Annotated in this window: 23 protein-coding genes; 17 read left to right on the top strand and 6 right to left on the bottom strand. The window is 67.7% G+C overall.

What is annotated here, in order from left to right; translation table 11 throughout:
* Positions 1-12: 12 nt before the first annotated feature.
* The 3 genes from ACQY72_RS06745 (at position 13) to ACQY72_RS06735 (ending at position 4,691) form a co-directional block, all read left to right on the top strand.
* Entirely contained in the window at positions 13-2,994 is a 2,982-nt protein-coding gene (locus ACQY72_RS06745; RefSeq protein WP_428156473.1) for a DUF6298 domain-containing protein, read from the top strand.
* Positions 2,995-3,009: 15 nt separating this feature from the next.
* Entirely contained in the window at positions 3,010-3,879 is an 870-nt protein-coding gene (locus tag ACQY72_RS06740) for a rhamnogalacturonan acetylesterase (protein ID WP_428156472.1), read from the top strand.
* A gap of 68 nt (positions 3,880-3,947) precedes the next feature.
* Positions 3,948-4,691 (top strand): FadR/GntR family transcriptional regulator, encoded by a 744-nt coding sequence (locus ACQY72_RS06735; protein WP_428156471.1) that lies wholly within the window; start codon positions 3,948-3,950, stop codon positions 4,689-4,691.
* Positions 4,692-4,701: 10 nt separating this feature from the next.
* Here ACQY72_RS06735 and ACQY72_RS06730 read toward each other — a convergent pair whose 3' ends face one another.
* From ACQY72_RS06730 to ACQY72_RS06715, 4 genes are all read right to left on the bottom strand, one after another.
* A complete protein-coding gene (locus ACQY72_RS06730) occupies positions 4,702-5,580 on the bottom strand; it encodes a hypothetical protein (protein WP_428156470.1) in 879 nt (292 codons plus the stop codon).
* An 88-nt stretch (positions 5,581-5,668) separates the two neighbouring features.
* Entirely contained in the window at positions 5,669-6,835 is a 1,167-nt protein-coding gene (locus ACQY72_RS06725; RefSeq protein ID WP_428156469.1) for a glutathionylspermidine synthase family protein, read from the bottom strand.
* 3 nt (positions 6,836-6,838) lie between these two features.
* A complete protein-coding gene (locus ACQY72_RS06720; RefSeq protein ID WP_428156468.1) occupies positions 6,839-7,579 on the bottom strand; it encodes a PspA/IM30 family protein in 741 nt (246 codons plus the stop codon).
* 16 nt (positions 7,580-7,595) lie between these two features.
* Positions 7,596-8,276 carry a YjfI family protein gene (locus ACQY72_RS06715; RefSeq protein ID WP_428156467.1) on the bottom strand — a complete coding sequence of 227 codons (681 nt, stop codon included), beginning with the start codon at positions 8,274-8,276 and terminating at the stop codon, positions 7,596-7,598.
* 138 nt (positions 8,277-8,414) lie between these two features.
* On the opposite strand from ACQY72_RS06715, the gene ACQY72_RS06710 reads away from it, so the two are divergent.
* The 12 genes from ACQY72_RS06710 to ACQY72_RS06655 all read left to right on the top strand — a co-directional run bounded on the left by ACQY72_RS06710 (position 8,415) and on the right by ACQY72_RS06655 (position 21,463).
* Entirely contained in the window at positions 8,415-9,062 is a 648-nt protein-coding gene (locus ACQY72_RS06710; protein ID WP_346494768.1) for a DUF2491 family protein, read from the top strand.
* 25 nt (positions 9,063-9,087) lie between these two features.
* On the top strand, positions 9,088-9,501 hold the full coding sequence (locus ACQY72_RS06705; RefSeq protein ID WP_135194814.1) for a DUF350 domain-containing protein: 414 nt from the start codon (positions 9,088-9,090) through the stop codon (positions 9,499-9,501).
* Between the two features lie 5 nt (positions 9,502-9,506).
* Positions 9,507-10,127 (top strand): DUF1190 domain-containing protein, encoded by a 621-nt coding sequence (locus tag ACQY72_RS06700; protein WP_428156466.1) that lies wholly within the window; start codon positions 9,507-9,509, stop codon positions 10,125-10,127.
* Between the two features lie 418 nt (positions 10,128-10,545).
* On the top strand, positions 10,546-10,635 hold the full coding sequence (locus tag ACQY72_RS06695) for a potassium-transporting ATPase subunit F (RefSeq protein ID WP_135194816.1): 90 nt from the start codon (positions 10,546-10,548) through the stop codon (positions 10,633-10,635).
* Between the two features lie 18 nt (positions 10,636-10,653).
* A complete protein-coding gene (gene kdpA / locus ACQY72_RS06690; RefSeq protein WP_428156465.1) occupies positions 10,654-12,363 on the top strand; it encodes a potassium-transporting ATPase subunit KdpA in 1,710 nt (569 codons plus the stop codon).
* An 18-nt stretch (positions 12,364-12,381) separates the two neighbouring features.
* Positions 12,382-14,448, top strand: a complete 2,067-nt coding sequence (gene kdpB / locus ACQY72_RS06685) for a potassium-transporting ATPase subunit KdpB (protein ID WP_428156464.1) — start codon at positions 12,382-12,384, stop codon at positions 14,446-14,448.
* Positions 14,449-14,471: 23 nt separating this feature from the next.
* Positions 14,472-15,188 carry a TorF family putative porin gene (locus ACQY72_RS06680; RefSeq protein WP_428156463.1) on the top strand — a complete coding sequence of 239 codons (717 nt, stop codon included), beginning with the start codon at positions 14,472-14,474 and terminating at the stop codon, positions 15,186-15,188.
* A 10-nt stretch (positions 15,189-15,198) separates the two neighbouring features.
* On the top strand, positions 15,199-15,777 hold the full coding sequence (gene kdpC, locus ACQY72_RS06675) for a K(+)-transporting ATPase subunit C (protein ID WP_428156462.1): 579 nt from the start codon (positions 15,199-15,201) through the stop codon (positions 15,775-15,777).
* Positions 15,778-18,477: a DUF4118 domain-containing protein gene (locus tag ACQY72_RS06670; protein WP_428156461.1), complete on the top strand. Its 2,700-nt coding sequence runs from the start codon at positions 15,778-15,780 to the stop codon at positions 18,475-18,477.
* Positions 18,477-19,166, top strand: a complete 690-nt coding sequence (locus ACQY72_RS06665; RefSeq protein ID WP_428156460.1) for a response regulator — start codon at positions 18,477-18,479, stop codon at positions 19,164-19,166. Before ACQY72_RS06670 ends, ACQY72_RS06665 begins: the two co-directional genes overlap by 1 nt.
* Positions 19,167-19,248: 82 nt before the next feature.
* Positions 19,249-20,223, top strand: coding sequence for a flavin reductase family protein (locus tag ACQY72_RS06660; RefSeq protein ID WP_428156459.1), 975 nt, complete (start codon positions 19,249-19,251; stop codon positions 20,221-20,223).
* Between the two features lie 58 nt (positions 20,224-20,281).
* Complete coding sequence (locus ACQY72_RS06655) at positions 20,282-21,463, top strand: acetyl-CoA C-acyltransferase (protein ID WP_428156458.1); 1,182 nt, start codon at positions 20,282-20,284, stop codon at positions 21,461-21,463.
* A 19-nt stretch (positions 21,464-21,482) separates the two neighbouring features.
* Here the strand turns inward: ACQY72_RS06655 and ACQY72_RS06650 are convergent, their stop codons facing one another.
* Entirely contained in the window at positions 21,483-22,394 is a 912-nt protein-coding gene (locus ACQY72_RS06650; RefSeq protein ID WP_428156457.1) for a LysR family transcriptional regulator, read from the bottom strand.
* A 155-nt stretch (positions 22,395-22,549) separates the two neighbouring features.
* Between ACQY72_RS06650 and ACQY72_RS06645 the strand changes: the two genes are divergently transcribed.
* Positions 22,550-23,479 (top strand): alpha/beta hydrolase, encoded by a 930-nt coding sequence (locus ACQY72_RS06645; protein WP_428156456.1) that lies wholly within the window; start codon positions 22,550-22,552, stop codon positions 23,477-23,479.
* A 93-nt stretch (positions 23,480-23,572) separates the two neighbouring features.
* On the opposite strand, the gene ACQY72_RS06640 is transcribed toward ACQY72_RS06645, so the two are convergent.
* Positions 23,573-24,583, bottom strand: a complete 1,011-nt coding sequence (locus ACQY72_RS06640; protein WP_428156455.1) for an AraC family transcriptional regulator — start codon at positions 24,581-24,583, stop codon at positions 23,573-23,575.
* 39 nt (positions 24,584-24,622) lie between these two features.
* Here ACQY72_RS06640 and ACQY72_RS06635 point away from each other — a divergent pair, with 39 nt between their 5' ends.
* Positions 24,623-25,012, top strand: coding sequence for a nuclear transport factor 2 family protein (locus ACQY72_RS06635; RefSeq protein ID WP_428156454.1), 390 nt, complete (start codon positions 24,623-24,625; stop codon positions 25,010-25,012).
* Positions 25,013-25,231: the final 219 nt, after the last annotated feature.

Here is a 25,231-nt window from a genome sequence, read left to right as displayed (position 1 = left end):
GGAGGAAAGGCCATGAAATGGCGGATGGGCGGCTTGGCCGCAGCGGCGTTGGTCGCGCTGTCGAGCATGGCGGGGGCGCAAGATCCCGATCCGCGCGCCGTCTGGCGTATCCCGCCCATCGACTTTTCCCATGCCGGCTATCGTGGCGGCGGCGTGGCCCCGGCGGTCCATCCGGCGACCCTGATCGTTGAGCCTGTCGCGGGCGATGACGGCGCGCGGATTCAGGCGGCGATCGACCTTGTCGGGGCCCGGCTCGCCGACCGGCGCGGCCATCGCGGCGTGGTTCAGTTGACGGCCGGAACCTATGAGGTCGAGGGTCAGATTCGCATCGCGGCCGACGGCGTGGTGCTGCGCGGCGCGGCCGATGGCGTCACGACCGTCGTGGCGACCGGCGTGGACCGTCGCGCCCTGATCACCGTGGCCGGCCAAAGGGAGGCTGCGCCTTCCGGCGATCCCGTGTCGGTCGTCGGCGCCGTGCCGGTGGGGGCCATGCGGCTGCCGCTGGCCTCGACCGCAGGCTTGGCGGTCGGTGATCGGATCACGATCCGTCGGCCGAGCACGGACGCCTGGATCGCCGCCCTGGGCATGGACGACTTCGTCGGCTGGCGACCCGAAGGGCGGCTGAACTGGAAGCCGGGCACGCGCGACGTCGTTTGGGACCGCACGGTGACGGCGGTTCAGCCGGGCGCCGTCCTGATCGATGCCCCCCTGACCACCGCTCTGGACCCGGCGATGGGCGGCCTAGTCACGCGCGGGCCATCGACGCCGCGCATCCGCGAGGTCGGGATCGAGGGCCTGACCCTGGTCTCCGCCCATGATGCCGAACGGCCGATGGATGAGGATCACAGCTGGTACGCCATCGCCTTCGACGGGGTCGAGGACGGCTGGATCCGCAATCTGTCGGCGCGCGGCTTCGTCGGTTCGGTGGTCGACCTGGGCGAGACGACGCGGCGCATCACGGTTCAGGATGTCTCGGCCTCCGACCCCGTGTCCGAGATCGGCGGCTGGCGCCGTCGGGTCTTCTACACGGCCGGTCAGCAGAGCCTGTTCGTCCGCTGCGACAGCCGCGACGGCATCCACGATTTCGGCCTGGGCCATGCGGCGGCCGGCCCCAACGTCTTCCTCGACTGCACCGCCACGGACGCCAAGGGCGACAGTGGCGCGCTGGAAAGCTGGGCTTCGGGCGCCCTGTTCGACGGGGTAAAGGTGCGCGGCGGCGCCCTGACCCTGACCCATCGGGGCCGAGAGGCCCAGGGCGCCGGTTGGGCCGCCGCCAACTCGCTGCTGTGGAATTGCGAGGCGACGGTGGTCGAGGTGCGCAATCCGCCTGAAGCCCCCAACGCCGCCGTCGGCTGTCGCGGCGAACGGATCGGCGACGGCGTGCTGGAGGATCCACGCGCCCAGCCCGGCCGCGACTTCCATCGCGCCCAGCCACAGGAACCGGCAAGCCTTTATCGCTATCAACTGGAGGCGCGGCTGGGGCGCGAGGCGCTCGACGCGCTCGACCGGGTCGTCCTGCCGACGCCCGCGCGCGGAACACCCAGCTTGACCGATGCCCAAGTCGCCGCCTGGCGTGACGCCCATCGTGCGTCCGACGACCGCCATCCCCTGACCCTGGCCGACGGCCGGTTCCAGATCGACGGCCGCCCGGCCTATGTCCGCAAAATTGGCTTCGCCTTCTTCCAGGCCCAGATGCCGACGGCCGCCGCCGCCGGTTCAGGCCCCTTCCTGACCCGGTTCGCGCCGGGCAAGATCGGACCGGGCCTGACCGACGATCTGGACGCCCTGGTCGCGGGGCTGAACACCGGCGACGTGGTCCAGCACAACTATGGCCTCTGGTACGACCGCCGCCGCGTCGATCACGACTTCTACGGCTCGCCCGATCAGAAGGACGGCGAGGTCTGGGCGCCCTTCATCGAACTGCCCTGGGCGCGCAGTGGCACGGGACGCGCTTGGGACGGCCTGAGCAAATACGACCTGACCCGCTTCAATCCCTGGTTCTTCGACCGGCTGGACGGCTTCGCCGAACGGGCCGAACGGCGCGGCGTCGTGTTGCATCACCGCATGTATCTGCAGCACTGGCTGCTGGAGAGCCGCACCCATTACGTCGACTTCCCTTGGCGGCCGATGAACGCGATCCAGGCGACGGGCATGCCGATGGAGGTTCCGGCGGCCGAGGTCTTCTGGGACGTGTCCGACCCCGTGCGGCGCGACCTGCATCGGCTCTATATCCGCCATACGCTCGACGCGCTGAAGGACCGGTCCAACGTCATCTTCGGCCTGGATCCAGAATACACCGGCCCTGCATCCTTCGTCCGCTTCTGGCTGGAGACCATCGCCGAATGGGAGGCCGAGACCGGCCGCTCGGTCTGGGTCGTGCTGGAGGCGCCCAAGGCGGTGACGGACGCGGTGCTGGACGATCCGGCCCTGTCGCGCACGATCGACGGCGTCGAGTTCCATCACTGGACCTATCGCCCGGACGGGACGCTGTTCGCCGTTCGGGGCGGCATCGACAAGGCGCCGCGCGAACAGGTGGACGCCATCGCCCGACCGCAGGATCTGGCCAACGGCGCCGACCCTGCCCAGGTGCGCCGCGACCTGTGGAAGTCCACGCCCGCCATGCGGTACCGCGCCTATCGCGAATATCGCGACCGCCGCGCCGATCTGGCGCTGCTGGACGGCGACGACGCCTATCCCGACCTGAGCCAGGCCGTCGAGGCGGCCTTCCCGGCGGCGGCGCGGGCGGGGATGCGACCGTCCGACAGCATCATCGCCGGCCCGTCGTCCTGGGGCGGCGCCGACGCCGATGGGCGGCTGCTGGTCTATGCGATCGAAGGTCCCGCGACGCTGCGCCGACTGGCTCGACCGATGACCGTTCGCTGGGCCAGCGGCCAAGGCGTCGCCTGCCTGCCGGCCGGCGCGACGCTTCTGGAAAGCACGGCCCAGACCCCTTGGGCCGCCTGGCTCGAACCGACCGCCGACTGTGCGAACTGAACCGAAGGAAATCCCATGACGCTCGCCGCCATCCTCTCGTCCGTCGCGCTGCTCGCCGCCCCCCAGGCCGCACCCGCGCCGCCGCCTGGGGGCACGCCCATCACGCCGATCCAGGCGTCCAAGATCATTCTGGTCGGCGACTCGACCACGGCGGTGATCGGCGGCTGGGGCCCCAGCTTTTGCGCCGACCACGTGACGTCCTTCGTCGCCTGTGTGAACCTGGCGCGCGGCGGGCGCAGTTCGGGCAGCTATTTCGCCGAAGGCTCCTGGGATCTGGCCCTGGCGGAAATGTCTACGCCCGGCTTCGTCCAGACCTATGTGCTGATCCAGTTCGGCCATAACGATCAACCGGGCAAGCCGGGCCGCTCCACCGATCTTGCGACCCAGTTTCCCGTCAATCTGAAACGCTATGTCGAGGAGACCCGCGCACGTGGCGCCATCCCCGTCTTGCTGACGCCCCTGACACGACGCCAGTTCGTCGACGGCCGGCTACAGAACGACCTGGTCCCCTGGGCCGATGCGGTGCGCAAGGTCGCCGAGGAGACGGGCGCGCCCTTGGTCGATCTGAACACGTCCAGCGCCGCCGCGGTGCAGGCCCTTGGGCCGATGATGTCCGCCCGCTTCGCCCAGGTTCCGCCGTCGCCCGAGGTCGCGGCCGCCCTGCTGACCGGCACGACCATCCCCGGCTCGACCGGCGTGACGCCAGCGCCGGCCACGCCTGCGGTCCAGGCCCAGAACAACGCCGCCATCGAGCCGTTGGGTCAGGCTCGGGTGTCGTTCGACTACACGCACCTGGGGCAAGAAGGGGCGGACTTCTTCGCCGCGCTGGTGACGCGCGATCTGATCCTGGCCGTGCCCGCCTTGCGTCGGGTGCTGGTGCCCTGAGGCGTGCGGCATATAATCATATTATTTGGTTTGCTGACTTTTGAGCCGGCCTGGCTTACGACCGCAGGATGAGCGCCAGCAACGATGCCCCGGTCGGTCCCCTCAGATCGACGCAGGTCCTGTCCACGCACGAGCAGATCGTGCGTGCCCTGGCGCAGGACATCCTGACCGGCCGACTGGCGCCGGGCGAAAAATTGCCGCTGGAGGCCGATCTGCTCGACCGTTTCGGCGTCTCGCGTACGGCCTTGCGCGAAGGCTTGAAGACGCTGGCGGCCAAGGGGTTTCTCAGCGTCAAGACGCGCGTCGGCACCCGCGTGACCGACCCCGTTCACTGGAACTATTTCGACCGCGAAGTCCTGACCTGGCAGGTCTCGGGCGGCATGGACGCGGCGTTCCGTCGTCAGCTGGCAGAGGTGCGTCGCGCCCTCGAACCGGCCGCCGCCGCCCTGGCCGCCCAACGCCGGACGGCGGAAGATCTGTTCGCCATGCGCCACGCGGTGCAGAGGATGCAGGTCAAGGATCTGTCCGAGCACGACTTCGCCCTGGCCGACCTGGCCCTGCATGTCGCCATCGGCGCGGCGTCGCAGAATCCGATGATGCGCTCGCTGGCCAGCGTCATCGAGACGGCCCTGCTGGAGGTCTTCACCCTCAGCCCCCCGACACGGGATCTGCGGCTTCAGGCCGACACGGCCGCCGCCCACGAACGCATCGTCGATCTGATCGAACGACAAGATGGCCCCGGCGCCGCCGAGGCCATGCTGTTCGTGATCGACGCGGGTTACGAGCGTGTGGAAGCCGAGCGTCGGGGATAATGGCCCGGCCTCAGCGGCGTGCGCGGGCTTCCAGTTCGCCGATGCGGCGGCTGAGGTAGGCGGTGTCGTCGGCCGACGGGCTGGTGCGGGTGTATGCGGCGTCGAGACGGGCCAGGTCGCCGGCTTCGACGCGTATGTCTGCGGCCTCGGCGCGGGTGACGGCGCCCGAGCGTTCGGACGCGGTCAGGGTGGTCTCCAGGTTCGTCAGTCGTGCGCGCGCCGTCAGGTTCGTAGCCGGGGTCTGACCGGCCGGGCCGTCGCCAACACGCAGGTCCAGCGCATCCAGGCGCGCGTCCAGATCGGCGCGTTCCGTGGCGTTGATCGTCCCGTCCGAATTATATCGCGTCTCGACCTGGATCAGAGCTTGGTAATCGGTCTTCAGGCGCGTGGCCTCGGTGCGGGTCAGGCGGCGAGCGGTCACGGCGGCGTCCACGCGCGAATTGAAGGCGGCGCGGCCCTGGGCGACCGTGTCGGTCTCTTCATAACCCGAAGCGCCAGACTGCAACGTCTGGGTCAGTGCCGTGTAGCGGGCGTTCAGGTCCGCGCGTTCCTGGGTATTGATGCCGTCCGCGGCGTAACGGGTCTCCAGATCGACCAGGGCGGTATAGTCCGACCTCAACCGCGTCGCGGCCGAGCTGGACACCGAGCCTGCTCTCAGGCTGGCGTCCACCTGGGTCGAGAACTGGCTCTGGCCGTCACGCAAAGGGCGGCCGCCGCGCAGCCAGGCCTGGTCCATGGCCGACAGGCCGAGCCGATCCCCGAACAGGGCGCCGACGACGGCGCCGAGGCGGTCCTGGGTCGTCGATGGAGCCTGGGTCTGGGCGCTGGCGGCGCCGGTGGCGAGGGTCAGGGCGGTCGTGGCGACCAGGGCGAGGCGGATGCTGGGCATGGATGCGGCTTTCGGGCGTCTGTGGGACCCCAAGAACGACCCGCGCCTTGCATTGGTTGCCGCCTTCGCCAACCGGCGTGACGCGGCCCTAGCCCCGAATGAAGTGCGGCACGAAGCGCGAGGTGTTGCGGGTGATCCGGCCCGTGTCTTCGCGCAGGCTGATGCCGGCCGGCTCCGTCCCCACGACCCAGGACCCGATGATCGCATAGTTGCCGTCGAACAGGGGCGGATCGCACAGCGCCTGGCGGATGTGGCGCCCCTCGCCATAGCCGCCGTCCACGACCTCGGCCGCGCTGAGGCCCTGGTCGATCAGTTCGACATTGTCGCCCTCGCGCGAGAACAGGGGCTTGCGGACATAGGACGACCCCAGCGCGCTCTCGGCCGCATCGCCCTCGAAATAGGATTCCAGCAAGTTGGGGTGGCCTGCATGCCGCTCCCACAACAGGGGCAGGATGGCCTTGTTGGACAGGATGCTCTTCCACGCCGGCTCCAGCACCGTCACGTCTGCGGTGGGCAGGGGGGCGGCGTATTCGTCGCGCAGCATCTGCTCCCACGGATACAGCTTGAACATCGCCTGGATGATCCAGTTCTCGTGATCTACGAAACGGCCGTCGGCGTTCAGGCCGATCTGGTCGATGGCGACGAACTGCGGGTCCAGCCCGGCCTGGCGCGCCAGGTCTTCGAGGAAGCGCACCGTCTGGCGGTCCTCGACGAACTCGGCGTCCGAGGCGAAATGCACGAAGCCGCCGTTCGGGAAGATGGCCCGGAACCGATCCACCAGCTTCTCATGCAGGCTGTTGAACTGGTCGGCGTCGGCGGGCAGGGCGCCGGCCGCGATCTGGTCCTCCAGCCACAACCACTGGAACACCGCCGTCTCATAGATGCTGGTCGGGGTGTCGGCGTTGTATTCATACAGCTTGGCCGGCCCCGCTCCATCATAGGCGAAGTCGAACCGGCCATAGAGGGATGGATCGCCCCGCTTCCAGCTGTCGGCCACATAGTCCCGCATGGTCTCGGGAATATCGAGCTGCTCCATCAGCCGCTCAGACTGAACCGCCTCATCGACCAACTCCAGGCACAGGCCGTGCAGTTCCTCGGTCGGCGCCTCGATCCCGTCCTCGATCTCGGCCAATGAGAAGGCGTAGGCGGCCGTCTCGTCCCAATAGGGTTTGCCGTCGGTATGGCGCCAGGTGAAGCCCAGTTCTTCGGCCTTGGCGTCCCAGTCGGTGCGGGGATCGAAGCGCAGACGCTCCATGGATCAGGCCGGATCTTTGTCGGGGGTAGATTGCCCGATGCGCGGCGTGACCACGGTCACTTCCGGCTGGCTCAGGCGGGCCAGGACGTCGTCGGCCGACGAATGGCCGGGCAGGATGCCGGCCTCGCGCAGCTTGGCGTCCAGGTCGGCGCCGGTGCGGCGATCCTCCAGCGCCTGGTTGGCGTTCAGCTTCTCTTCCTGGATCGCCTGGCGTTGCTTGATGCGTTGCAGGCTGTCGGCGGCCGAGCCGATGCGCGACTGGGCGCCGGCCGAGTTCAGGGCGACCGAGGTCTGGGCGCGCTGGACGGAATCGTTGACCTTGACGATGTCGATCTCGCGACGAAGCGTCTCGATCTTCTGGTCGGTCGCCGAGATGGCGGTGCGCAGCCGTGTCTCGGCCGTCTTCATGTCCTCGATCAGCGGGCCGCGGCTGTTGATCTCGACCTCCAGCTCGGCGATGCGGCCGGCGACTTCGCGTGCCAGGTCGGTCTTGCCCTGACCCAGGGCGGTGCGGGCCGAGCTTTCGTATTTGCCGATCTGGTCGCGGAAGCTGGACATCTCGTTCTCGGCCATGCGGCGGCGCGCCACCAGGCCGGCCAGGTCGTCGCGCGCCTTGCCCTGAGCGTTGTCGGCGTCGCGGATTTCCTGATCGAGAATCTTCAGCGCATTGGCGTCGACGACGCCCTGGGCCGCGTCATGGGCCGAACCCCGAAACAGGGCGGACAGTTTTCTGAGCATGGACATGGTCGGTCTTCCGGGATCAGGCGGCGTCGGCGCCGAAGGTTTCACGCAGTTCGGTGGCGTCGATCGCATTCTCGGCCAGGGTGCGCAGTTCGATGAGGATGGTCTGCAGCGTCGTCTTGCAAGAGAGTTCGCCCATCAGCTCATACACGTCTTCGCCACCGACGTTGGTGATGGCGAAGTTGGACAGGGGCACCACGCGCTGGGCCTTCAGCAGGAACTCGTTGAAGGCGTGGCGGTCGGCCTGTTCGGCGACGGGCCACAGCAGGACCGAACAGACGATCTGGGCGCCGCCGACGCTCAGATAGACCGGCAGGTCGCCGTATTCGTGCATGGTCGCCAGCAGAACGGGCTCGGCGCCCTCGACCACGCGCAGGGTCATTTCCCCGTCGCGCAGCAGGGCGGAACCGTCCAGCGCCGACTTGATGGCAGGCACGGTCCAGGGGGTTTCGATCACGGCGTCCATATGGTGGTCGTCTCCAGGGGTGATGGGATCAGAAGTGGGGCGGCGCGGGCGTTGGGCAAGCTGAGGCCCGCGTGTGGAATCGGTGACGATGGCGCGAACGGCCGCCTTCACGTCGTCGCGGGCGGCCTCCGGCACCCACAGCTCCAGCTTGACTAGGCCCGCCTCGCGACGCGCCTGTCGCCACGCACGGATGCGGTCGTTTGCGGCGGAGGAGGATGAGGCGTCATTCGGCATGTCGTTACATGAAACGCGTAACATGAACGCTTGACTTGACGCAAGATCGGACGGAAGTTGACGCCATGAACCGCCTCATTCGGTCGCATCGTCTCTGTTCGCTCGCCGTCGGCGCGCATCGGGCCTAGATAGTCGCCCATGTTCAAGAAGCTTTTCGGATCGTCGGAGAAGGCCGCACCCGCCAATCGGCTGGCGACGGTGCGCAACATCACTGTGGGCCGCACCGTGTCGCTGGACCCGCTGGCCTGGCGCCGGCTGGGCGACGAAACCCATTTCACCCTGGACCGCGACGTGCTGGACATCTCGGCGCAGGGGCTGGTCAGCCTGGACAGCGGTCAGTTCGTGCATCGCTTCTACACCGACGACCACGTCATGCTTCAGGCCATGAGCGACGACGAGGCAGGGCTGGAATCCTATGACTTCAGCCTGTTCGTGCCCTGGACCTCGGCCTATCCGCCGGGCGAGCGCGAACGCCGCATCTGGCGCGACCGCCTGTCGGCGCCGGTCTTCCACGGCGCGGCCGAGGACCTGCCCGACTATCCGCGCTTCTGGTTCGCCGAGAGCGACGCGATCCAGCCGCCCGTCACCCTGTGGGAGACGATCTGGGACGACCGCGCCGCGACCACCCCCTATGCCAAGATCTTCCAGACCTGCATGCTGTATGCCCGTGAGCTGGGCGGTGGGCGCGAACTGATGATCGCCCTGGAGCAGCAGCCTGACGGCGGCGAGACGACGCACGAAATCATGATCGGCATTCCGCTGGAAATGGCCGAGTTCCGCGCCTGAGCGCGCAATCCGAGGGGCAAGACAGATGTTCGACTGGTTCGTATTTCAGCAGGGGGCGATCGCCTTTCTGATCGCCTTCGCCATGGCGGGCGCCTTCACCCTGGCCTTCAAACTGGTCTACCAGTGGGTCACGCCGTATCACGAACATACGCTGATCCGTCAGGGCAACACCGCCGCCGCCATTGCTCTCGGTGGCGCCCTGATCGGTTACGTCCTGCCCCTGGCCTCGGCCCTGTCGCATACCGTCAGCCTGATGGAGTTCGCGGCCTGGGCCCTGCTGGCCGGGATCATCCAGATCGTCGTCTTCGTCGCCATCAGCCGCATGGCCTTCCGCAACCTGGTCGTCCGCATCGAGGCAGGCGAGATCGCCGCGGCCGTCTATCTGGCCTCCATCTCCATCTGCGTCGGCCTGCTCAACGCCGCCTGCATGACGTCGTGACCGCCATGACCGATCCCAAGGACCTGCCCAAAACAGAGACCATGCGCCGGCTGAAGCGCTCGCGCGTGCTTCATGTCAGCAGCCTGATGGCGACGGCCAGCTTCTCGCTGGCCGCCTGCGGTTCGCCCCAGCGCGTCCCGGCGCCCGATCCCGAACCGACCCTGGCCTATCAGTCGCTGGACGAGTGCAAGGCCGCCAACGACATTACCCCTGCCGAATGCGACGCCGCCCAGGCCAAGGCCCAGGAAGAGGCCGCCAAGACCGCGCCCCGCTATGCCTCTCGCGAGGAATGCGAAGGCCAGTGGGGGCCGTCCCAGTGCCAGCCCAACAATCAGGGCGGCAACGGCTCCTTCTTCACCCCGCTGCTGACCGGATTCATCATCGGGCAAATGCTGAACGGCGGCGGCTATCGCGGCGGCGGGCCGCTGTATCGCGACCGCGAGGGGCGGCTGTCGAACGGCTACGGCGGCGGCTACACCTACCGCGACTACCGCACCGGCAAGACCCTGACCAACGGGCGCGAGCACGGCGACGTGGCGCGTCAGGCGCCCAGCCGCGTACAAAGCCGCACCACCGTCGTCTCGCGCGGCGGCTTCGGCGGCGGCGGCCGGAGCTACGGCGGCTAATCCGAAACTCTCAACTCCGTCACCCTCGGGCTTGTCCCGAGGGCCCACGGTCGCTTCCGATGCGATGGTGGACGGCATCAAAAATGCACCCACGCATCCGGCGTCCGAGCGCGCCTAAAGGTAGGCCCTCGGGACAAGCCCGAGGGTGACGGGAGTTTATAAAGCGCTTCTGCTTTGAACCTCTCACAGCCTCCGATCCTACCGGGTCGGAGGCTTTCTGCATTTTGCACCCGCCGCTCCGCATTATGGTTCCTTTATGCCCTGAGCCGGGATTCACATCGCGACGTTACGGCCCCGCGTGATCTCCTCCTGCTTCACTTGAGCTTGAGGAGGCCGGATTGGCCGACGTGATCTTTCTGGCGGTGGGGGCAGGGGCGTTCGCCGCCTTCGCCCTGCTCGCCACAGCATTGAAACGGGTATGACGATGATCGCCATACTCTGGGGGGCGGGGGCGGTCGCCGTCGCCGTTTACATGGTCGCGGCGCTGCTGCGGCCCGAGCGGTTCTAGGGAACCGGGACGGAATTCATGAACATTCAAGGATGGGGCGAGATCGCCCTGACCCTTGGGCTGGCCGTAATGCTCGGCTGGCCCATTGGCATTTATATGTCGCGCGTCTGGAACGGCGAACGGACCTGGCTGGACCCGGTGCTCAAGCCGGTGGAGGCCGTCTTCTACGGCGCGGCGGGCGTCGATCCGAAGCGCAGCCAGGGCTGGCTGGGATACGCCGGCGCGCTGCTGGCCTTCAACCTGGCGGGCTTTGTCCTGTTGTATGCCATCCTGCGGCTGCAGGGCGTGCTGCCGATGAACCCGCAAGGCTTTGCGGGCGTGTCGCCGCACCTGGCCTTCAACACCGCCGTCAGCTTCGTCACCAACACCAACTGGCAGAGCTATGGCGGGGAGGCGACGATGTCGACCTTCAGCCAGATGGTCGGTCTGACGGTGCAGAACTTCGTTTCGGCCGCCACAGGCGCCACCATCGCCGCCGCCCTGGCGCGGGCCTTCGTCGCCAATCGCGGCGAGGGCGTCGGCAACTTCTGGGCCGACCTGACACGTACCACCCTCTATGTCCTGCTGCCCGCCGCCCTGATACTGGCCGTGGCGCTGTCGGGCCTCGGCATCGTCCAGAGCCTGGCGGCCAACGTCCACGCGGTCGGCGTCGAGGGCGGATCGCAGACCCTGCCGCTGTTTCCAGCGGCCAGCCAGGTGGCGATCAAGCAACTGGGCATCAACGGCGGCGGCGTCTTCAACGTCAACGGCGCCCATCCGTTCGAAAACCCGAATGCGATCACCAACCTGCTGACCGCCGTCGCGATCAACGTCATGGGCTGGGCCGCCTTCTTCGCCTTCGGCCGCACGGCCCTGGCGGGACGCGACATCAAGGCCTTGGCTGCGGCGGCCCTGATCATCCTGACCGTCTCAAGCGCGGCCATGTATGTGATCGAGACTCAGCCGGCCCCGTCCCTGGTCGCCGCCCAGGTGGACGCCTCGGTGAACATGGAGGGCAAGGAGGTCCGCTTCGGCGCGCCCGCCTCGACCGTCTGGTCCGTCGTCACGACGGGCGCCTCCAACGGCTCGGTCAATTCGATGCACGCCAGCTATATGCCGCTGGGCGGGGCCTTGCAGATGTTCCTGATGCAGCTTGGCGAGATACTGCCCGGCGGCGTCGGTTCGGGCATCGCCATCATGGTGGTCATGGCCCTGCTGTCGGTCTTCGTCGCCGGCCTGATGGTCGGTCGCACGCCGGAATATCTGGGCAAGAAGATCGAGGCGCGCGAGATCCAGTTCGCCATGATCGCGGTGCTGATCCTGCCCCTGTCCATCCTGGGCTTCTCGGCGATCTCAGCCGTCTTCCCGACGGCGCTGGCGGGCCTGCTGAACAAGGGGCCGCACGGTCTGTCGGAAATCCTGTACGCCTACACCTCGGCGGCGGCGAACAACGGCTCGGCTTTTGCGGGCCTGACCGCCAACGCACCCTGGTGGAATACGACCTTGGGCCTGGCCATGCTGTTCGGGCGGTTCATTCCGGCCGTCGCCGTCCTGGCCATCGCCGGCAGCCTGGTGGTCAAGCCCAAGCTGGCGCCCTCCACCGGCACCCTGCCCACCGACAACGGCCTGTTCATCGGCCTGCTGATCGGCGTGATCCTCATCCTCGGCGGTTTGCAGTTCCTGCCCGCCCTCGCGCTGGGACCGATCGTCGAGCACTTCCAGGTGCTCGCCGCGGTCGCCGGCGCCTGATCCCCCGGACATCATGACATGACACAAATCACATTGGACCCACGCGAGGGCGGTCGTTCGTCGCCCCTCGCGGGCGGGCTCTCCGGGGCGATGATCGGACGCGCCGTCGGTGACGCTTTCGTCAAGCTGAACCCCGTCAAACTGATCAAGAACCCGGTCATCTTCACCACCTGGATCGTGGCGCTTCTGTCCACCATCTCGGCGGCGGCGGCCATCGCGGGCGGTCAGGCGGCGGGCTTTGCGGTGCAACTGGCCCTGTGGCTGTGGGCCACGGTCCTGTTCGCCAACGTCGCCGAAAGCATCGCCGAAGGGCGGGGCAAGGCGGCCGCCGACAGCCTTCGCGCCACCCGAGTCACGACCAAGGCCAAGCTGATCGTCGATCCCAAGACCGGCACGGTGGTCCCCACCAATGCGTCGGAACTTGAGGTCGGCTCGATCATCCTGGTCGAGGCGGGCGAAGTGATCGCCTCGGACGGCGAGATCATCGAGGGCGTGGCCTCGGTCAACGAGGCCGCCATCACCGGCGAGAGCGCCCCGGTGATCCGCGAAAGCGGCGGCGACCGGTCCGCCGTGACCGGCGGCACCACCGTCGTCTCAGACTGGATCAAGGTCCGCATCACCGCCAAGCCCGGCTCGACCTTCCTCGACCGCATGATCGCCATGGTCGAGGGCGCGGACCGCAGGAAGACGCCGAACGAACTGGCCTTGGCCGTGCTTCTGGCCGGCCTGACCTTGATCTTCCTGATCGCGGTCGTGACCCTGGTGGGCCTCGGCGCCTATTCGGGCGTCGATCTGGATCCCATCGTCCTGGGCGCCCTGTTCATCACCCTGATCCCGACGACGATCGGGGGCCTGATGTCCGCGGTCGGCATCGCCGGCATGGACCGGTTGCTGAAGGTCAATGTGCTGGCCACCTCGGGCCGTGCGGTGGAGGCGGCGGGCGACGTCGACACCCTGCTGCTCGACAAGACCGGCACCATCACCTTCGGCAACCGTATGGCGACCGAGGTCATCCCGGTCCCCGGCGTGCGTCCGGAAGCCGCCCTGGCCGCCGCCGTTATGGCGTCCCTGGCCGACGAGACGCCCGAGGGCCGCTCCATCGTCGAACTGGGCCGCAACGCCGGCGTCTCGGTGGATCAACCGGCCGGCGCCGTCGCCATTCCCTTCACCGCCGTCACCCGCCAGTCAGGCCTGGATGTCGGCAAGGACAGCTGGCGCAAGGGCGCGGTCGATGCCGTGCTCAAGGACCTGAACCTGACCGATGGTTCGGCGCCGGCCGAGTTCCGCCAGGCCGTAGACCGGATCGCCAGGTCGGGCGGCACGCCCCTGGCCGTCACCCAGAACGGCGCCCTGGTCGGCGTCATCCACCTGAAGGATGTGGTCAAGCCGGGCGTGAAGGCGCGCTTCGCCGACCTGCGCCGCATGGGCCTGCGCACTGTGATGATCACCGGCGACAATCCGGTGACGGCGGCGGCGATCGCTTCGGAAGCCGGGGTCGACGACTACCTCGCCGAGGCCACGCCCGAGGACAAGATGCGCCTCATCAAGGCCGAACAGGCCAAGGGCCGTCTGGTCGCCATGTGCGGCGACGGCGCCAACGACGCCCCTGCGCTCGCTCAGGCCGACGTCGGCGTGGCCATGCAGACCGGAGCCCAGGCGGCTCGCGAGGCCGGCAACATGGTCGATCTCGACAGCGACCCGACCAAGGTCATCGAGATTGTCGAGGTCGGCAAGCAACTGCTGATCACGCGCGGCGCCCTGACCACCTTCTCGGTCGCCAACGACGTGGCCAAGTATTTCGCCATCATCCCGGCGATGTTCGTGGTCGCCCTGCCGTCGCTTGGCGCGCTGAACGTCATGCGTCTGCACAGTCCCGAGAGCGCCATCCTGTCGGCGGTGATCTTCAACGCCCTGGTCATCGTCGCCCTGATCCCGCTGGCGCTGAAGGGCGTCAAATACCGGGCCATCGGCGCCGGCGCCCTCCTGGGCCGCAACCTGCTGATCTACGGCCTGGGCGGCCTGATCGCCCCGTTCGTCGGCATCAAGCTGATCGACCTTCTCATTTCCGCGCTCGGCCTGGCCTGATGCGCGCTTCCAAGGACATCTCCATGCGTAAACCCCACTCCAGGGCCTCCGGGCGCAACGACGCCTGGTTCGCCGCCGCCTGCATCCTCGGCATCGCCGGCCTGGGCCTGTGCAGCGAGGCCAAGGCCCAGGACGTTTCGGCAAACGTCGCCGTCACCTCAGACTATGTCTTCCGCGGCGTCAGCCAGACCCAGGAAAACCCGGCCATCTCGGCCGGCGTCGATCTGACGAAGAACGGCTTCTACGCCGGCGGCTGGGCCTCCAACGTCGATTTCGGCGACGACACGGACGCCGAGGTCGATCTCTATGCCGGCTACCGGCCCGAGGTCGCCGGCTATGCGCTGGACTTCGGCGTGATCGGCTACCTTTACGCCGGTCAGCCGGACGGCGCGGACTATGACTATGTCGAGCTGAAAGCCGCCGCCTCGCGCGCCGTGGGCCCGGCGACCCTGGGCGCCGCCGTCTATTATTCGCCCGACTTCTTCGGCGCATCCGAGGACGAGGCCACCTATGCCGAGATCAACGGCGCCGTCAGCCCGGCCGACAAATGGACGATCTCGGGCGCACTCGGCCGTCAGTGGGTCTCGTCGGACCTGGACTACACCACCTGGAACCTGGGCGCGGCTTATCAACTGACCAGCAATCTGGCGGTGGACCTGCGCTATCACGACACCGATCAACACGACTTCGGCGACATCTACGGCGCGCGCGCCGTGGCGACGCTGAAAGCCAGTTTCTGAGGCGACGACCATGGTCAATCAACTTCGCCCGGCCCTCGTCATGACGGCCCTGTTCACCCTGCTGCTGGGGCTGGCCTATCCGCTGGCCGTCACCGGCATCGCCCAGGTCGCCTTCCCGGATCAGGCCAACGGCAGCCTGGTGCGCGACGCCGGCGGTCAGGTGGTCGGTTCCTCGTTGATCGGTCAGCCGTTCGCCGGCGCGACCTATCTGCATCCGCGCCCCTCGGCGGCCGGCGACGGCTATGACGCCGCCGCCTCGTCCGGCTCCAACATGGGGCCGCTGAACCCGGACCTGACCGCGCGCGTCGCCGAAACCGCCCAGGCGATCCGCGCCGAGGACGCCCCGGGCGTCATCCCCGCCGATGCGGTTACGACCTCGGGTTCGGGCCTCGACCCGGACGTGTCTCCGGCCTACGCTCGGCTTCAGGCCGCGCGGATCGCCCGCGCCAGAGGCGTTCCCGTGCAGCAGGTCCAGAGCATCATCGACGCGCGGACCGAGGGGGCCTTCCTCGGCTTCATCGGCCAGCCGCACGTCAATGTCCTGATGACCAATCGCGCGCTGGACGCCCGCTTCGGCGCGGAGGGCTGATTGCCCGAACCAGCGCCCGAAACGCCCGCGACTTCAGCCGTTCCGCGCCGCAAGCGCGGGCGGCTGAAGGTGTTTCTGGGCATGTCGCCCGGCGTGGGCAAGACCTATGAGATGCTGCGCGCCGCGCGCCGGCGAAAGGCCGAGGGGCTGGATGTCGTCGTCGGCGTGGTCGAAACTCACGGCCGCAAGGAGACGATGAGCCTGCTGCGCGGCCTGGACGTCATGCCGCGCGCGCCGATCGATCACCGCGACCGCGCGCTGATGGAGTTCGACCTCGACGGCGCCCTGGCGCGGCGTCCCGAACTGCTGCTGGTCGACGAATACGCCCACTCCAATGCGCCGGGTTCGCGCCATCCGAAACGGTGGCAGGATGTGGAGGAGTTGCGCGACGCCGGGATCGATATTTGGACGACGCTCAACATCCAGCATCTGGAGAGCCTGTCCGACGTCGTGCTGCGCATCACCGGCGTGCGCCAGCGGGAGGCGGTGCCTGACAGCGCCTTGACCGGCGCCGACGACATCGAGGTCGTGGACATCACACCCGAGGACCTGCGGGCGCGTCTGGCCGAGGGCAAGGTCTATGTGCCCGAGACGGCGCGGGTGGCGTCCGAGAACTTCTTCAAGATCGAGAACCTGACGGCCCTGCGCGAACTGGCCCTGCGCCGCGCGGCCCAGACGGTGGATGATCAACTGCTGTCGCACCTGCGCGAGCGGGGCGTGTCGGGGCCGTGGGCGGCGAACGAGCGGATCCTGGTGCTGGTCGGCGGCGACGCCATGACCGCCTCACTGGTTCGCACCGGGCGGCGCATGTCCGACATGATGATGGACGCCCCCTGGTCGGTGGCACACGTCGAACGGCCCAGTGGATCGCGCGCCGACGCCCGCTCGGCGGGCCGACTGTCCGAAGCCTTCAAGCTGGCAGAACAACTGGGCGGCCGGCCTGTGACGATCAGCGGCGACGACGTGGTGCGCGCCGTGCTGGACCATGCCCACCGCAACAACGTCACCCAGATCGTCATCGGCAAGACGCGCGGCGGGCGGTTCGCTGAATGGACCGGCCGGGCGCTGGCGACCGAACTGCTGCGCAAGGCCCAGGGCGTCGCCGTCCACGTCGTGACCGAGGGCGACCTGACCGCCCCCGAACCGGCGTCCAGGTCTGGCGTCAGGGCGGCGCTGGACTGGCGCGGCTATCCGGCCGGGGCGGCCTTCGTCCTGGCGGCGACGGGCGCCGCCCTGTTGCTGGATACCCGGTTCGAGCGGGTCGATCTGGGCGTCATCTATCTGGCGGCCGTGGTGGCGGCGGGCGTGCTGAACGGCTTGCGGCCGGCCCTGGCGGCGGCGACCCTGGCCTTCCTGACCTACAACTTCCTGTTCCTTCAGCCGCGCTACAGCTTCCTGATCGGCTCGCCAACGGACGTACTGACTTTGATTGTCTTCTGGGGCGTGGCCCTGGGCACGGGCGCTTTAGCCGGACGGGTGCGCGAACAGGCGAGGGCGGCCCAGCGTCGCGCCGCCGCCGTTTCGGCCCTGCTGGCGGCCAGCCAGACCCTGTCGGCGGGTCAGGATCGCGCGACCACGGCCCGCAGTCTGGCCGAACAGGCCTCGGCCGCCGCCGGCGCCGGGGCGGTCGTCCTGCTGCCTGAAGACGACGATCTGACCCTGACGGCCGCCAGCCCCGAAGGCGTCACACTGGCCCCCGACGCCATGGCCGCCGCCCGCTGGGCCTGGACCCATGGCGAAGTGACGGGGCACGGCACGGGCACCCTGCCGCAGACCCACTGGCGGTTTCAGCCCTTGCAGGGCGTGCGCGGCCGGGCCGGCGTGGCAGGCATCGACGCCTCGGCCGTGGCGGCGGGCTCGGACGAGGAACGCCTGGCCATGGCCCTGCTGGACCAGGGCGCGGTGGCGCTGGAGCGGGCCGACCTGGCCGGTCAGGCGCTGGAGACCGAGACCCTGCGTCGCGCCGACCGTTTCCGCGCCGCCCTGATGAACTCGGTCAGCCACGATCTGCGCACACCCCTGTCCACCGTCCTGGGCTCGGCGACGACCCTGATCGACTATGGCGCGACCCTGAAGCCGGAGGTCCGCGATGACCTGCTGCTCAGCATCCGCGAGGAGGCCGAACGCCTGTCGCGCTATGTCGGCGACCTCTTGGATATGACCCGGCTGGAGGGCGGCGGCCTGAACGTCCGCACCGACTGGACCGATGTGCGCGACATCCTGAACGCCGCCGCCGACCGCGTGTCGCGCCGCCTGGGCCAACGCAAGGTCACGCGCGACTTTCCGGCTCAGCTCAGCATGGTCGAGGCCGATCCGGGCCTGCTGGAACAGGCCGTGGTCAACATCCTGGAAAACGCCATCGCCTACAGCCCCGACGGCACGACCATCGAACTGGCGGCCTATGAGGATCGCGGCGCCGTCGTCATCTCCATCGAGGACGAGGGGCGCGGCATTCCCACCGCCGAACTAGAACGGGTGTTCGACAAGTTCCGCCGGATGGAAGAGTCCACGGACCGCGCCCCCGATCGCGTGCAGGGGGCGGGCCTGGGCCTGGCCATCGCCAAGGGTTTCGTCGAGGCCATGCGCGGCCGCATCGCCGCCGCCAGCCCGATCCAGGATGGCCCGGACGGAAGCAAGCTTGGCACCCGCATCCTGATCAGCCTGCCCAAGTCCATCGCCACCCACCGGGATCTGCTGTGATGTCCGCCGTTCGCCCCCAGGTTCTGGTCATCGACGACGAGCCCCAGATCCACCGCTTCCTCGCCCCCGCTCTGGACGCCGCCGGCTATGAACCCCGCCGCGCCGACAGCGGTCAGGAGGGCCTGCGCGCCATCGCCCTGTGGAGCCCCGACGCCGTGGTCTTGGACCTCGGCCTGCCCGACATGGACGGCAAGGACGTGCTGACGCGGGCGCGGGACTTCTATCAGGGGCCGATCATCGTCCTGTCCGCGCGCGACCGCGAGGCCGAGAAGATCGTGGCCCTGGACCTGGGCGCCAACGACTATGTGGAAAAGCCGTTCGGCGTCGGCGAACTGTTGGCCCGCATCCGGGCGGGCCTGCGTCAGGGCGCGCTGACGCCGGTCGCGGGCGGCGTGGTCACGGCCGGGGATGTGGTGATCGACCTGGACCGCCGCATCGTCACCCGCGCCGGCGAGCGGGTGAAGCTGAGGCCCAAGGAGTACGACGTTCTGGCCTATCTGGCGCGCAACGCCGGCAAGGTGCTGGGCCACGTCGATCTGCTCAAGACCGTCTGGGGCGCCGGCCATGCCGACGACGTGCAGTATCTGCGGGTCGTCGTCGGCCAGCTGCGGCATAAGCTGGAGGCCGATCCGGCCGAGCCGACCCTGGTGGTCACCGAACCCAGCGTCGGTTATCGGCTGAACGTCTGATCGTCCGGCTGGCGTCGGCGGCCGGACTTCCCTTATTAGGGAGGGCTCTCTCGCCCCACCACAGACCGGACCGCCCCGCCTCATGACCGCATCGCCGCCCCGGATCGGAGGCCTGGACGTCGAAAGCTGGGGCGACCCGGAGGAGCCCATCGTCCTGCTGATCGGCGCGCCCGAACGTCTGTCCGGCGACTGGCGCCGGTCGGTGCGCGCCTTGGTCGAGGCTGGGCGGCACGTCGTACTGGCCGCCGATTTCGACAAGACCGAGGACGGCTCCACCGCCCTGCGTCGCCTGCTGACCGAAATCCCCTCGCGCCCGGCCATCGTCTGTTCCGACCGGACGCTGGAGGCCGTGGCTCCCGCGCTCGCCGTCACCGGACCGGCCCTGGCCAGTTGCCTGACCATCGTCGCCGGCGAAGGGCAGGGAGCCGTGTCGCCCGAGGTCGAGGCCCTGCTGGCCGGCCTGCCGGTCCAGATCATCTCCCGCGACGACGGTCCCGACCCGGTCGAGGCCGAGAACGCCGCCCTGCTGGGCTTTCTGGAACGTCAGGCCCCGCGCGAGGCCATGGTCTATCAGGCCGGGTCCGACCCGCGCACCCTGCGCGACGCCCTGGGCTGTTTCGCGACCGGGGTGACGGTGGTGACGACGCTGGACGAGGCCGGACAGCCCGTCGGCCTGACCGCCAACTCCTTTTCGTCGGTGTCGCTGGACCCGCCGCTGATCCTGTTCTGCCTGGCCCGCTCGTCCACCAATGTCGAACGCTTCCGTCAGGCCGAGCATTTCGCCATCAACGTCCTGCATATCGGCCAGCAGCCGACCTCCGGCGTCTTTGCCCGGTCCCAGGCCGACCGGTTCCAGGACGTGGCGTGGGAGACCTGGGACACCGGCGCGCCCATCCTGTCGGGCGCCTTGGCCAGTTTCGAATGCGGGACCGAACAGATCGTCGAGGCCGGCGATCACCTGGTCATCATCGGCCGGGTCACGCGCGCGCGGTTCGAGCCGCGACGCGATCCGCTGCTCTATTTCCGGGGCAAGTATCGGCGGCTGCACTTCTCCTGACGCTTTGAATTGGTCGGGCGGATCGCTATCTGTCGCCGCAAGCAAGAGGAACCGCTTCATGTCCGATCCCGTCGTCATCGTCTCCTACGCCAGAACCCCGATGGGCGGTTTCCAGGGCGCGCTGTCGGACGCCAAGTCCACCGACCTGGGCGCCGTGGCGGTCAAGGCGGCGCTGGAGCGCGCCGGGCTGGACCCGAACAAGGTCGAGCAGATCATCATGGGCTGCGTCCTGCCCGCCGGCCTGGGCCAGGCGCCGGCGCGTCAGGCGGGGATGGGCGCGGGCCTGCCCGTCTCGACCGAGGCGACCACGATCAACAAGATGTGCGGCTCGGGCATGCAGGCGGCCATGATGGCGCACGACGCCCTGGCCGCCGGATCGGCCGACGTGATCGTGGCGGGCGGCATGGAGTCCATGACCAACGCCCCGTATCTGATGCAAAAGCACCGCGGCGGCGCGCGCATCGGCCACGACGTCATTTCCGACAGCATGTATCTGGACGGGCTTGAGGACGCCTACACCCCCGGCAAGCTGATGGGTCAGTTCGCCGAGGACACGGCCAAGGTCTATCAGTTCACGCGCGAGCAGCAGGACGCCTACGCCATCGAGAGCGCCGGCCGGGCCAAGCGCGCCCAGGACAGCGGCGCCTTCGACGCCGAGATCGCCTCGGTCGAGGTCAAGACGCGCAAGGGCCCCGTCATCGTCGATCGCGACGAACAGCCGACCAAGTCCGACCCCTCCAAGATCCCCAACCTGAAGCCCGCCTTCGGCAAGGACGGCACCATCACCGCCGCCTCGGCCGCCTCGATCTCGGACGGCGCCGCCGCCCTGGTCATGATGCGCCGGTCTACCGCTGAAACCCTGGGCCTGACGCCCATCGCCCGCGTCGTCAGCCAGGCCGCCCACGCCCAGGAGCCCAGCCTGTTCACCACCGCCCCGGTCTTCGCCCTGCAGAAGGCGCTGAAGAAGGCGGGCTGGAGCGCCGACGACGTCGATGTGTGGGAGGTCAACGAGGCCTTCGCCATCGTGCCGATGATCGCCATGCGCGAACTCGGCATCCCCCACGACAAGATCAACGTCAACGGCGGCGCCTGCGCTTTGGGCCACCCGCTGGGCGCATCCGGCGCCCGCGTCCTGACCACCCTCCTGTCCGCCCTGAAAGCCCACGGCAAGACCAAGGGTATGGCCGCCCTGTGCATCGGCGGCGGCGAAGCCACGGCGATGGGCGTGGAGTTGATCTAAGGTCTGTCCTGATCGGCTATCAGTCGAGCGCACGCCGTTTCGCGACCAGGAAATCGACCAGGGCCCTGAGCTTGGGCGCCATCTGCTCACGCGAGGGCAGGTAGAGGTCAAAGCCGTCGAAGGGCGGGCACCACGCCTCCAGAACGGAAATAAGGGCGCCGGAGGCGACATGGTCACGAACCATGCAGTCCATGTGCATGACCAGGCCCACTCCCTGAAGCCCGGCGCTGAGCATGGTGTCGTCCGAGTTGGTGACGAATGCGCCGTGCGGCTCGATCGTGAAGTCCTGTCCTGTGGACGGGTCGGTGAATTCCCACTTCGAGATCGTTCCCTGGACGCCCGGACGAAAGGCGACGCATTCGCTTGTATCGAGTTCCCATGGGGTCTTAGGCGCCGGGTGAGCCGCGAGATAGGCGGGCGCCCCCACCACCACCAGCCGCATCGGCGGACTGACCGGCACCGCGATCATGCTGTCCGGCACGACCTCGCGCAGGCGGACCCCCACATCGCAGCCCTGGCGGATGATGTCGCCAGGGGCGTCGTCGATCACCAGTTCCAGTCGCACCTTGGGATAGCGTCTGTGAAACTCGCCCAGGTGCGGCTCGATGAAATGGCGCGCGGCGAGGCGTGAGATCGAGATGCGGATTTCCCCGGCCGGTTGGTCTCGGTCGTCGTCGAGGCTGACCACGGCCTGGGTGATGTCGGCCAGCGCCGGTTCGATGCGCGCCAGCAGGCTTCGCCCCGCTTCCGTCACCGAGATCGACCGGGTCGAACGGTTCAGAAGGCGCACGGCCAGCCGCTCCTCCAGCATCCGCAGATTCTGCGACAAGGCTGAGGGCGAGACGTTCAACCGCCGGGCGGCGGCGGTGAAACTGCCCTCGCGAGCAACTTCGGCGAAGGCGGCCAGCGCCGGGAGAAGGGTGCGATCCATAGGGATTATTATGAAGCCAAACTTCAAGACAATTGAAGAGATGGCCGATTTTTCCGCGCATTCGACCAGATTAGCCTGGGATCACTGAAAACCCGTCGTCTCGCCGCCCTTCATCGCGGCGGTTGAAACAACGCTCAGATCTCTGGAGAATCCCGATGCAAAACGTGAAAATTCAAAACCCCGACATGGCCTGGCACCTCTCGGCGGACATCCGATTCCCGCCGGGCTTCGACGAGGCCAGGACCTATCCGGCGATCATCACCGTCCATCCTTTCGGCAGTTGCAAGGAACAGACTTCGGGCAACATCTATGCCCAGGGCATGGCCGAGCAAGGCTTCGTCGTCATCGCCTATGACGCCAGTTTCCAGGGCGAGTCCGGGGGTTCGCCACGCTGGATCGAAGACCCGACCCAGCGGGTCGAAGACATCAGCCGCGTCATCGATTACGCCGTCACCTTGCCCTATGTCGATGCCGACCGGATCGGGTTGATCGGGGTCTGTGCGGGCGGCGGCTATGTCGTCAACGCCACCCTGACCGAAAAGCGGATCAAGGCCGTGGCCAGCGTCACCGGCGTCAACGTCGGCCGCCTGTTCCGCGAAGGCTTCAGCAACTACGATCCCGTGGGCGCCCTGAACGCCATGGCGGCCCAACGCACCGCCGAGGCTCGCGGCGCCGAACTTCAGATCAATGAGCTGTTGCCGCCGAGCCTGGAAGCCGCACGAGCCAAGGGTTTGACCGAGCGGGACGTGTTCGAGGCCACCGACTACTACAAGACGCCGCGTGGACAGCAGAAAGGCGGCGCGACCCGAGTGCTGTTCTCGCACGCTCAGAAGACCCTGGCCTGGGACGCCTTCGCCTTCGCCGAGACCCTGTTGACCCAGCCGGTCCTCGTGGTCGTCGGTCAGAAGGTCGGAGCCTTCGGCGCCTATCGCGACGGTATGGAAATCTATGGCCGCGCCGTCGCCTCCAGGGATCGCCGTCTGGTCTCTCTGGAGGAGTGGTCGCACTACGACCTCTATGACCGGCCCGAGCCCGTCGCCCTGGCGATGGATCAACTGGTTCCGTTCTTCAAGAGCCACCTCTGAGGCGATGCCGGGGCGCCAGCGCGCCCCGGCCGTTTCAACGGCAAGCTGAAGCTGACCACGGCGTCCGCCGAGGGATCACTCCGCATCGAGGTCTCATGGATTGCGAACGGCGTTCAGATCCTTGTTCGCGCTCTCTCGATACTCGTTCGGTGAGAGGCCCGTCTCTCGCTTGAAGAACTTCGTGAAATTGGTCGCCTCGGCGAAGCCGAGATCCTGAGCGACCAGATAGACGGGTCTGTCTGTGTGGACGAGAACCCGCTTGGCTTCCAGAACGATGCGATCGGTGATGACGCTCTTGGCGCCTTGGCCGGTCGTCTCCAGCGATGCGCGCGTCAGGCTTTTCTCGGTGCAGGACAGAGCATGGGCATAGGCAGACACCTGATGCCATTGCGAGTAATTCTGCTCGACCAGCTTTCGAAATCTGGCATAGCGTTGCACGCTCGGCCGATGCTCGCCATCGGTGTGCGTGCGCCTGTCTTGCAGAATGACGAGGCGCAGAAGCAGGGCGCAAAGCTGGTGCCGCAGAAGGGCATGTATGTCCTTGATCGACGCCTCGCCGACCGCGTCTTCCTGCATCCTGGCGATCGCCTCGTTCACAGCCCGCAAGTCCGGGGCTGCCAGGGACAGATGATCGGGCAATCGATCCAAGCCGAGAACCGGCAGCAGATCGCTGGTCGTCTGCGTCTCTGAGGGCAGGAATTCCGCACGGAACAGGACCATCCACCCGTCCCAGCTCGCATCGTCGCCGAAACTGTGGAGCTGCCCCGGCCGCAACACGATGAGCGATCCGGCGCAGCAGGCGACGGGCTGAAAGTCCACGACCTGGGTGACCTCGCCTTCGGTCACCAGGATCAGGGAGTGGAAAGAATAGCGATACAGCGCCAGGATTTCCTCTGAGGGAACCCGACGCCGCAGGTCGGAAAAATGGAAAATCTCGACATCGAGCTCTCGGCCGCCAGGGCTGTAGTCGATCTGATCAAACCCTGCGCCGCCCCTGCTCATCTTGCCCCTCGCCTGCTGACTTGTCCGATAAGTATCGTATTGTAGCGCATTTGAACCACGACAGGCTTGGGTCGCGCCCATTATTACCAGTGCTGAAGCCAAGGCAGCATTTGTCCTGGTTCACAGCGACAGAGGCGGACCATGACCAACATCGACATCGCGAAATCCTATATCAAAGCCGTTCAGACCGGCGACCAGGCCACGCTGGGCGATCTTCTTTCGCCCCAAATCATCTGGCATCAACCGGGCGACAACCGTTTCTCGGGCGTCAAGACCGGCATCGCCGAGTTCGGCGCCATGATGGGCGGCATGATGGAGGTGGCGGGCGGCACCTTTGCGATCACCCGCGCCAACCGCTACGCCGCGAATGGCGACATGGTCGCCATCGAGATCGAGTTCGCCGGTCAGCGCGAAGGCGCCAAGATGGATCAGGCCGGCATCGACCTGTTGCGCATCGCGAACGGTAAGATCGTCGAAGTCTGGCTGTTCTCTTCGGATCCCGAGCAGGAAGACGCTTTCTGGGGTAAATGACCTGCGCGACCCGCTCTGGCCGGCGCCAGGCCTAGGCCTTAGGCAAACCGGATGGAGCGTTTCACAGGATCGCCAAATGCAAGCCTGCTCTGCATCTTGCATTTGGCGATTTCGCTGACGACGTCGCCAAAATCATCGAAGATCGCAAGCCGAGACATCATCGTCGAATGCGGCAATGCCCAGGCTTTCGGCTTGCGAAGGCTTGCTCTGTCACCCACC

Source organism: Brevundimonas sp. (assembly GCF_965279155.1).
GTDB lineage: Bacteria > Pseudomonadota > Alphaproteobacteria > Caulobacterales > Caulobacteraceae > Brevundimonas.
Note: the sequence above shows the minus strand (reverse complement) of the source record. Positions and strands in the feature narration are given on the sequence as shown.

Excerpts from the sequence above, each read along its gene's own strand:
- ACQY72_RS06745 (WP_428156473.1), top strand. The coding sequence starts at position 13 with ATGAAATGGCGGATGGGCGGCTTGGCCGCAGCGGCGTTGGTCGCGCTG.
- ACQY72_RS06740 (WP_428156472.1), top strand. The coding sequence starts at position 3,010 with ATGACGCTCGCCGCCATCCTCTCGTCCGTCGCGCTGCTCGCCGCCCCC.
- ACQY72_RS06735 (WP_428156471.1), top strand. The coding sequence starts at position 3,948 with ATGAGCGCCAGCAACGATGCCCCGGTCGGTCCCCTCAGATCGACGCAG.
- ACQY72_RS06730 (WP_428156470.1), bottom strand. The coding sequence starts at position 5,580 with ATGCCCAGCATCCGCCTCGCCCTGGTCGCCACGACCGCCCTGACCCTC.
- ACQY72_RS06725 (WP_428156469.1), bottom strand. The coding sequence starts at position 6,835 with ATGGAGCGTCTGCGCTTCGATCCCCGCACCGACTGGGACGCCAAGGCC.
- ACQY72_RS06720 (WP_428156468.1), bottom strand. The coding sequence starts at position 7,579 with ATGTCCATGCTCAGAAAACTGTCCGCCCTGTTTCGGGGTTCGGCCCAT.
- ACQY72_RS06715 (WP_428156467.1), bottom strand. The coding sequence starts at position 8,276 with ATGCCGAATGACGCCTCATCCTCCTCCGCCGCAAACGACCGCATCCGT.
- ACQY72_RS06710 (WP_346494768.1), top strand. The coding sequence starts at position 8,415 with ATGTTCAAGAAGCTTTTCGGATCGTCGGAGAAGGCCGCACCCGCCAAT.
- ACQY72_RS06705 (WP_135194814.1), top strand. The coding sequence starts at position 9,088 with ATGTTCGACTGGTTCGTATTTCAGCAGGGGGCGATCGCCTTTCTGATC.
- ACQY72_RS06700 (WP_428156466.1), top strand. The coding sequence starts at position 9,507 with ATGACCGATCCCAAGGACCTGCCCAAAACAGAGACCATGCGCCGGCTG.
- ACQY72_RS06695 (WP_135194816.1), top strand. The coding sequence starts at position 10,546 with ATGACGATGATCGCCATACTCTGGGGGGCGGGGGCGGTCGCCGTCGCC.
- kdpA (WP_428156465.1), top strand. The coding sequence starts at position 10,654 with ATGAACATTCAAGGATGGGGCGAGATCGCCCTGACCCTTGGGCTGGCC.
- kdpB (WP_428156464.1), top strand. The coding sequence starts at position 12,382 with ATGACACAAATCACATTGGACCCACGCGAGGGCGGTCGTTCGTCGCCC.
- ACQY72_RS06680 (WP_428156463.1), top strand. The coding sequence starts at position 14,472 with ATGCGTAAACCCCACTCCAGGGCCTCCGGGCGCAACGACGCCTGGTTC.
- kdpC (WP_428156462.1), top strand. The coding sequence starts at position 15,199 with ATGGTCAATCAACTTCGCCCGGCCCTCGTCATGACGGCCCTGTTCACC.
- ACQY72_RS06665 (WP_428156460.1), top strand. The coding sequence starts at position 18,477 with ATGTCCGCCGTTCGCCCCCAGGTTCTGGTCATCGACGACGAGCCCCAG.
- ACQY72_RS06660 (WP_428156459.1), top strand. The coding sequence starts at position 19,249 with ATGACCGCATCGCCGCCCCGGATCGGAGGCCTGGACGTCGAAAGCTGG.
- ACQY72_RS06655 (WP_428156458.1), top strand. The coding sequence starts at position 20,282 with ATGTCCGATCCCGTCGTCATCGTCTCCTACGCCAGAACCCCGATGGGC.
- ACQY72_RS06650 (WP_428156457.1), bottom strand. The coding sequence starts at position 22,394 with ATGGATCGCACCCTTCTCCCGGCGCTGGCCGCCTTCGCCGAAGTTGCT.
- ACQY72_RS06645 (WP_428156456.1), top strand. The coding sequence starts at position 22,550 with ATGCAAAACGTGAAAATTCAAAACCCCGACATGGCCTGGCACCTCTCG.
- ACQY72_RS06635 (WP_428156454.1), top strand. The coding sequence starts at position 24,623 with ATGACCAACATCGACATCGCGAAATCCTATATCAAAGCCGTTCAGACC.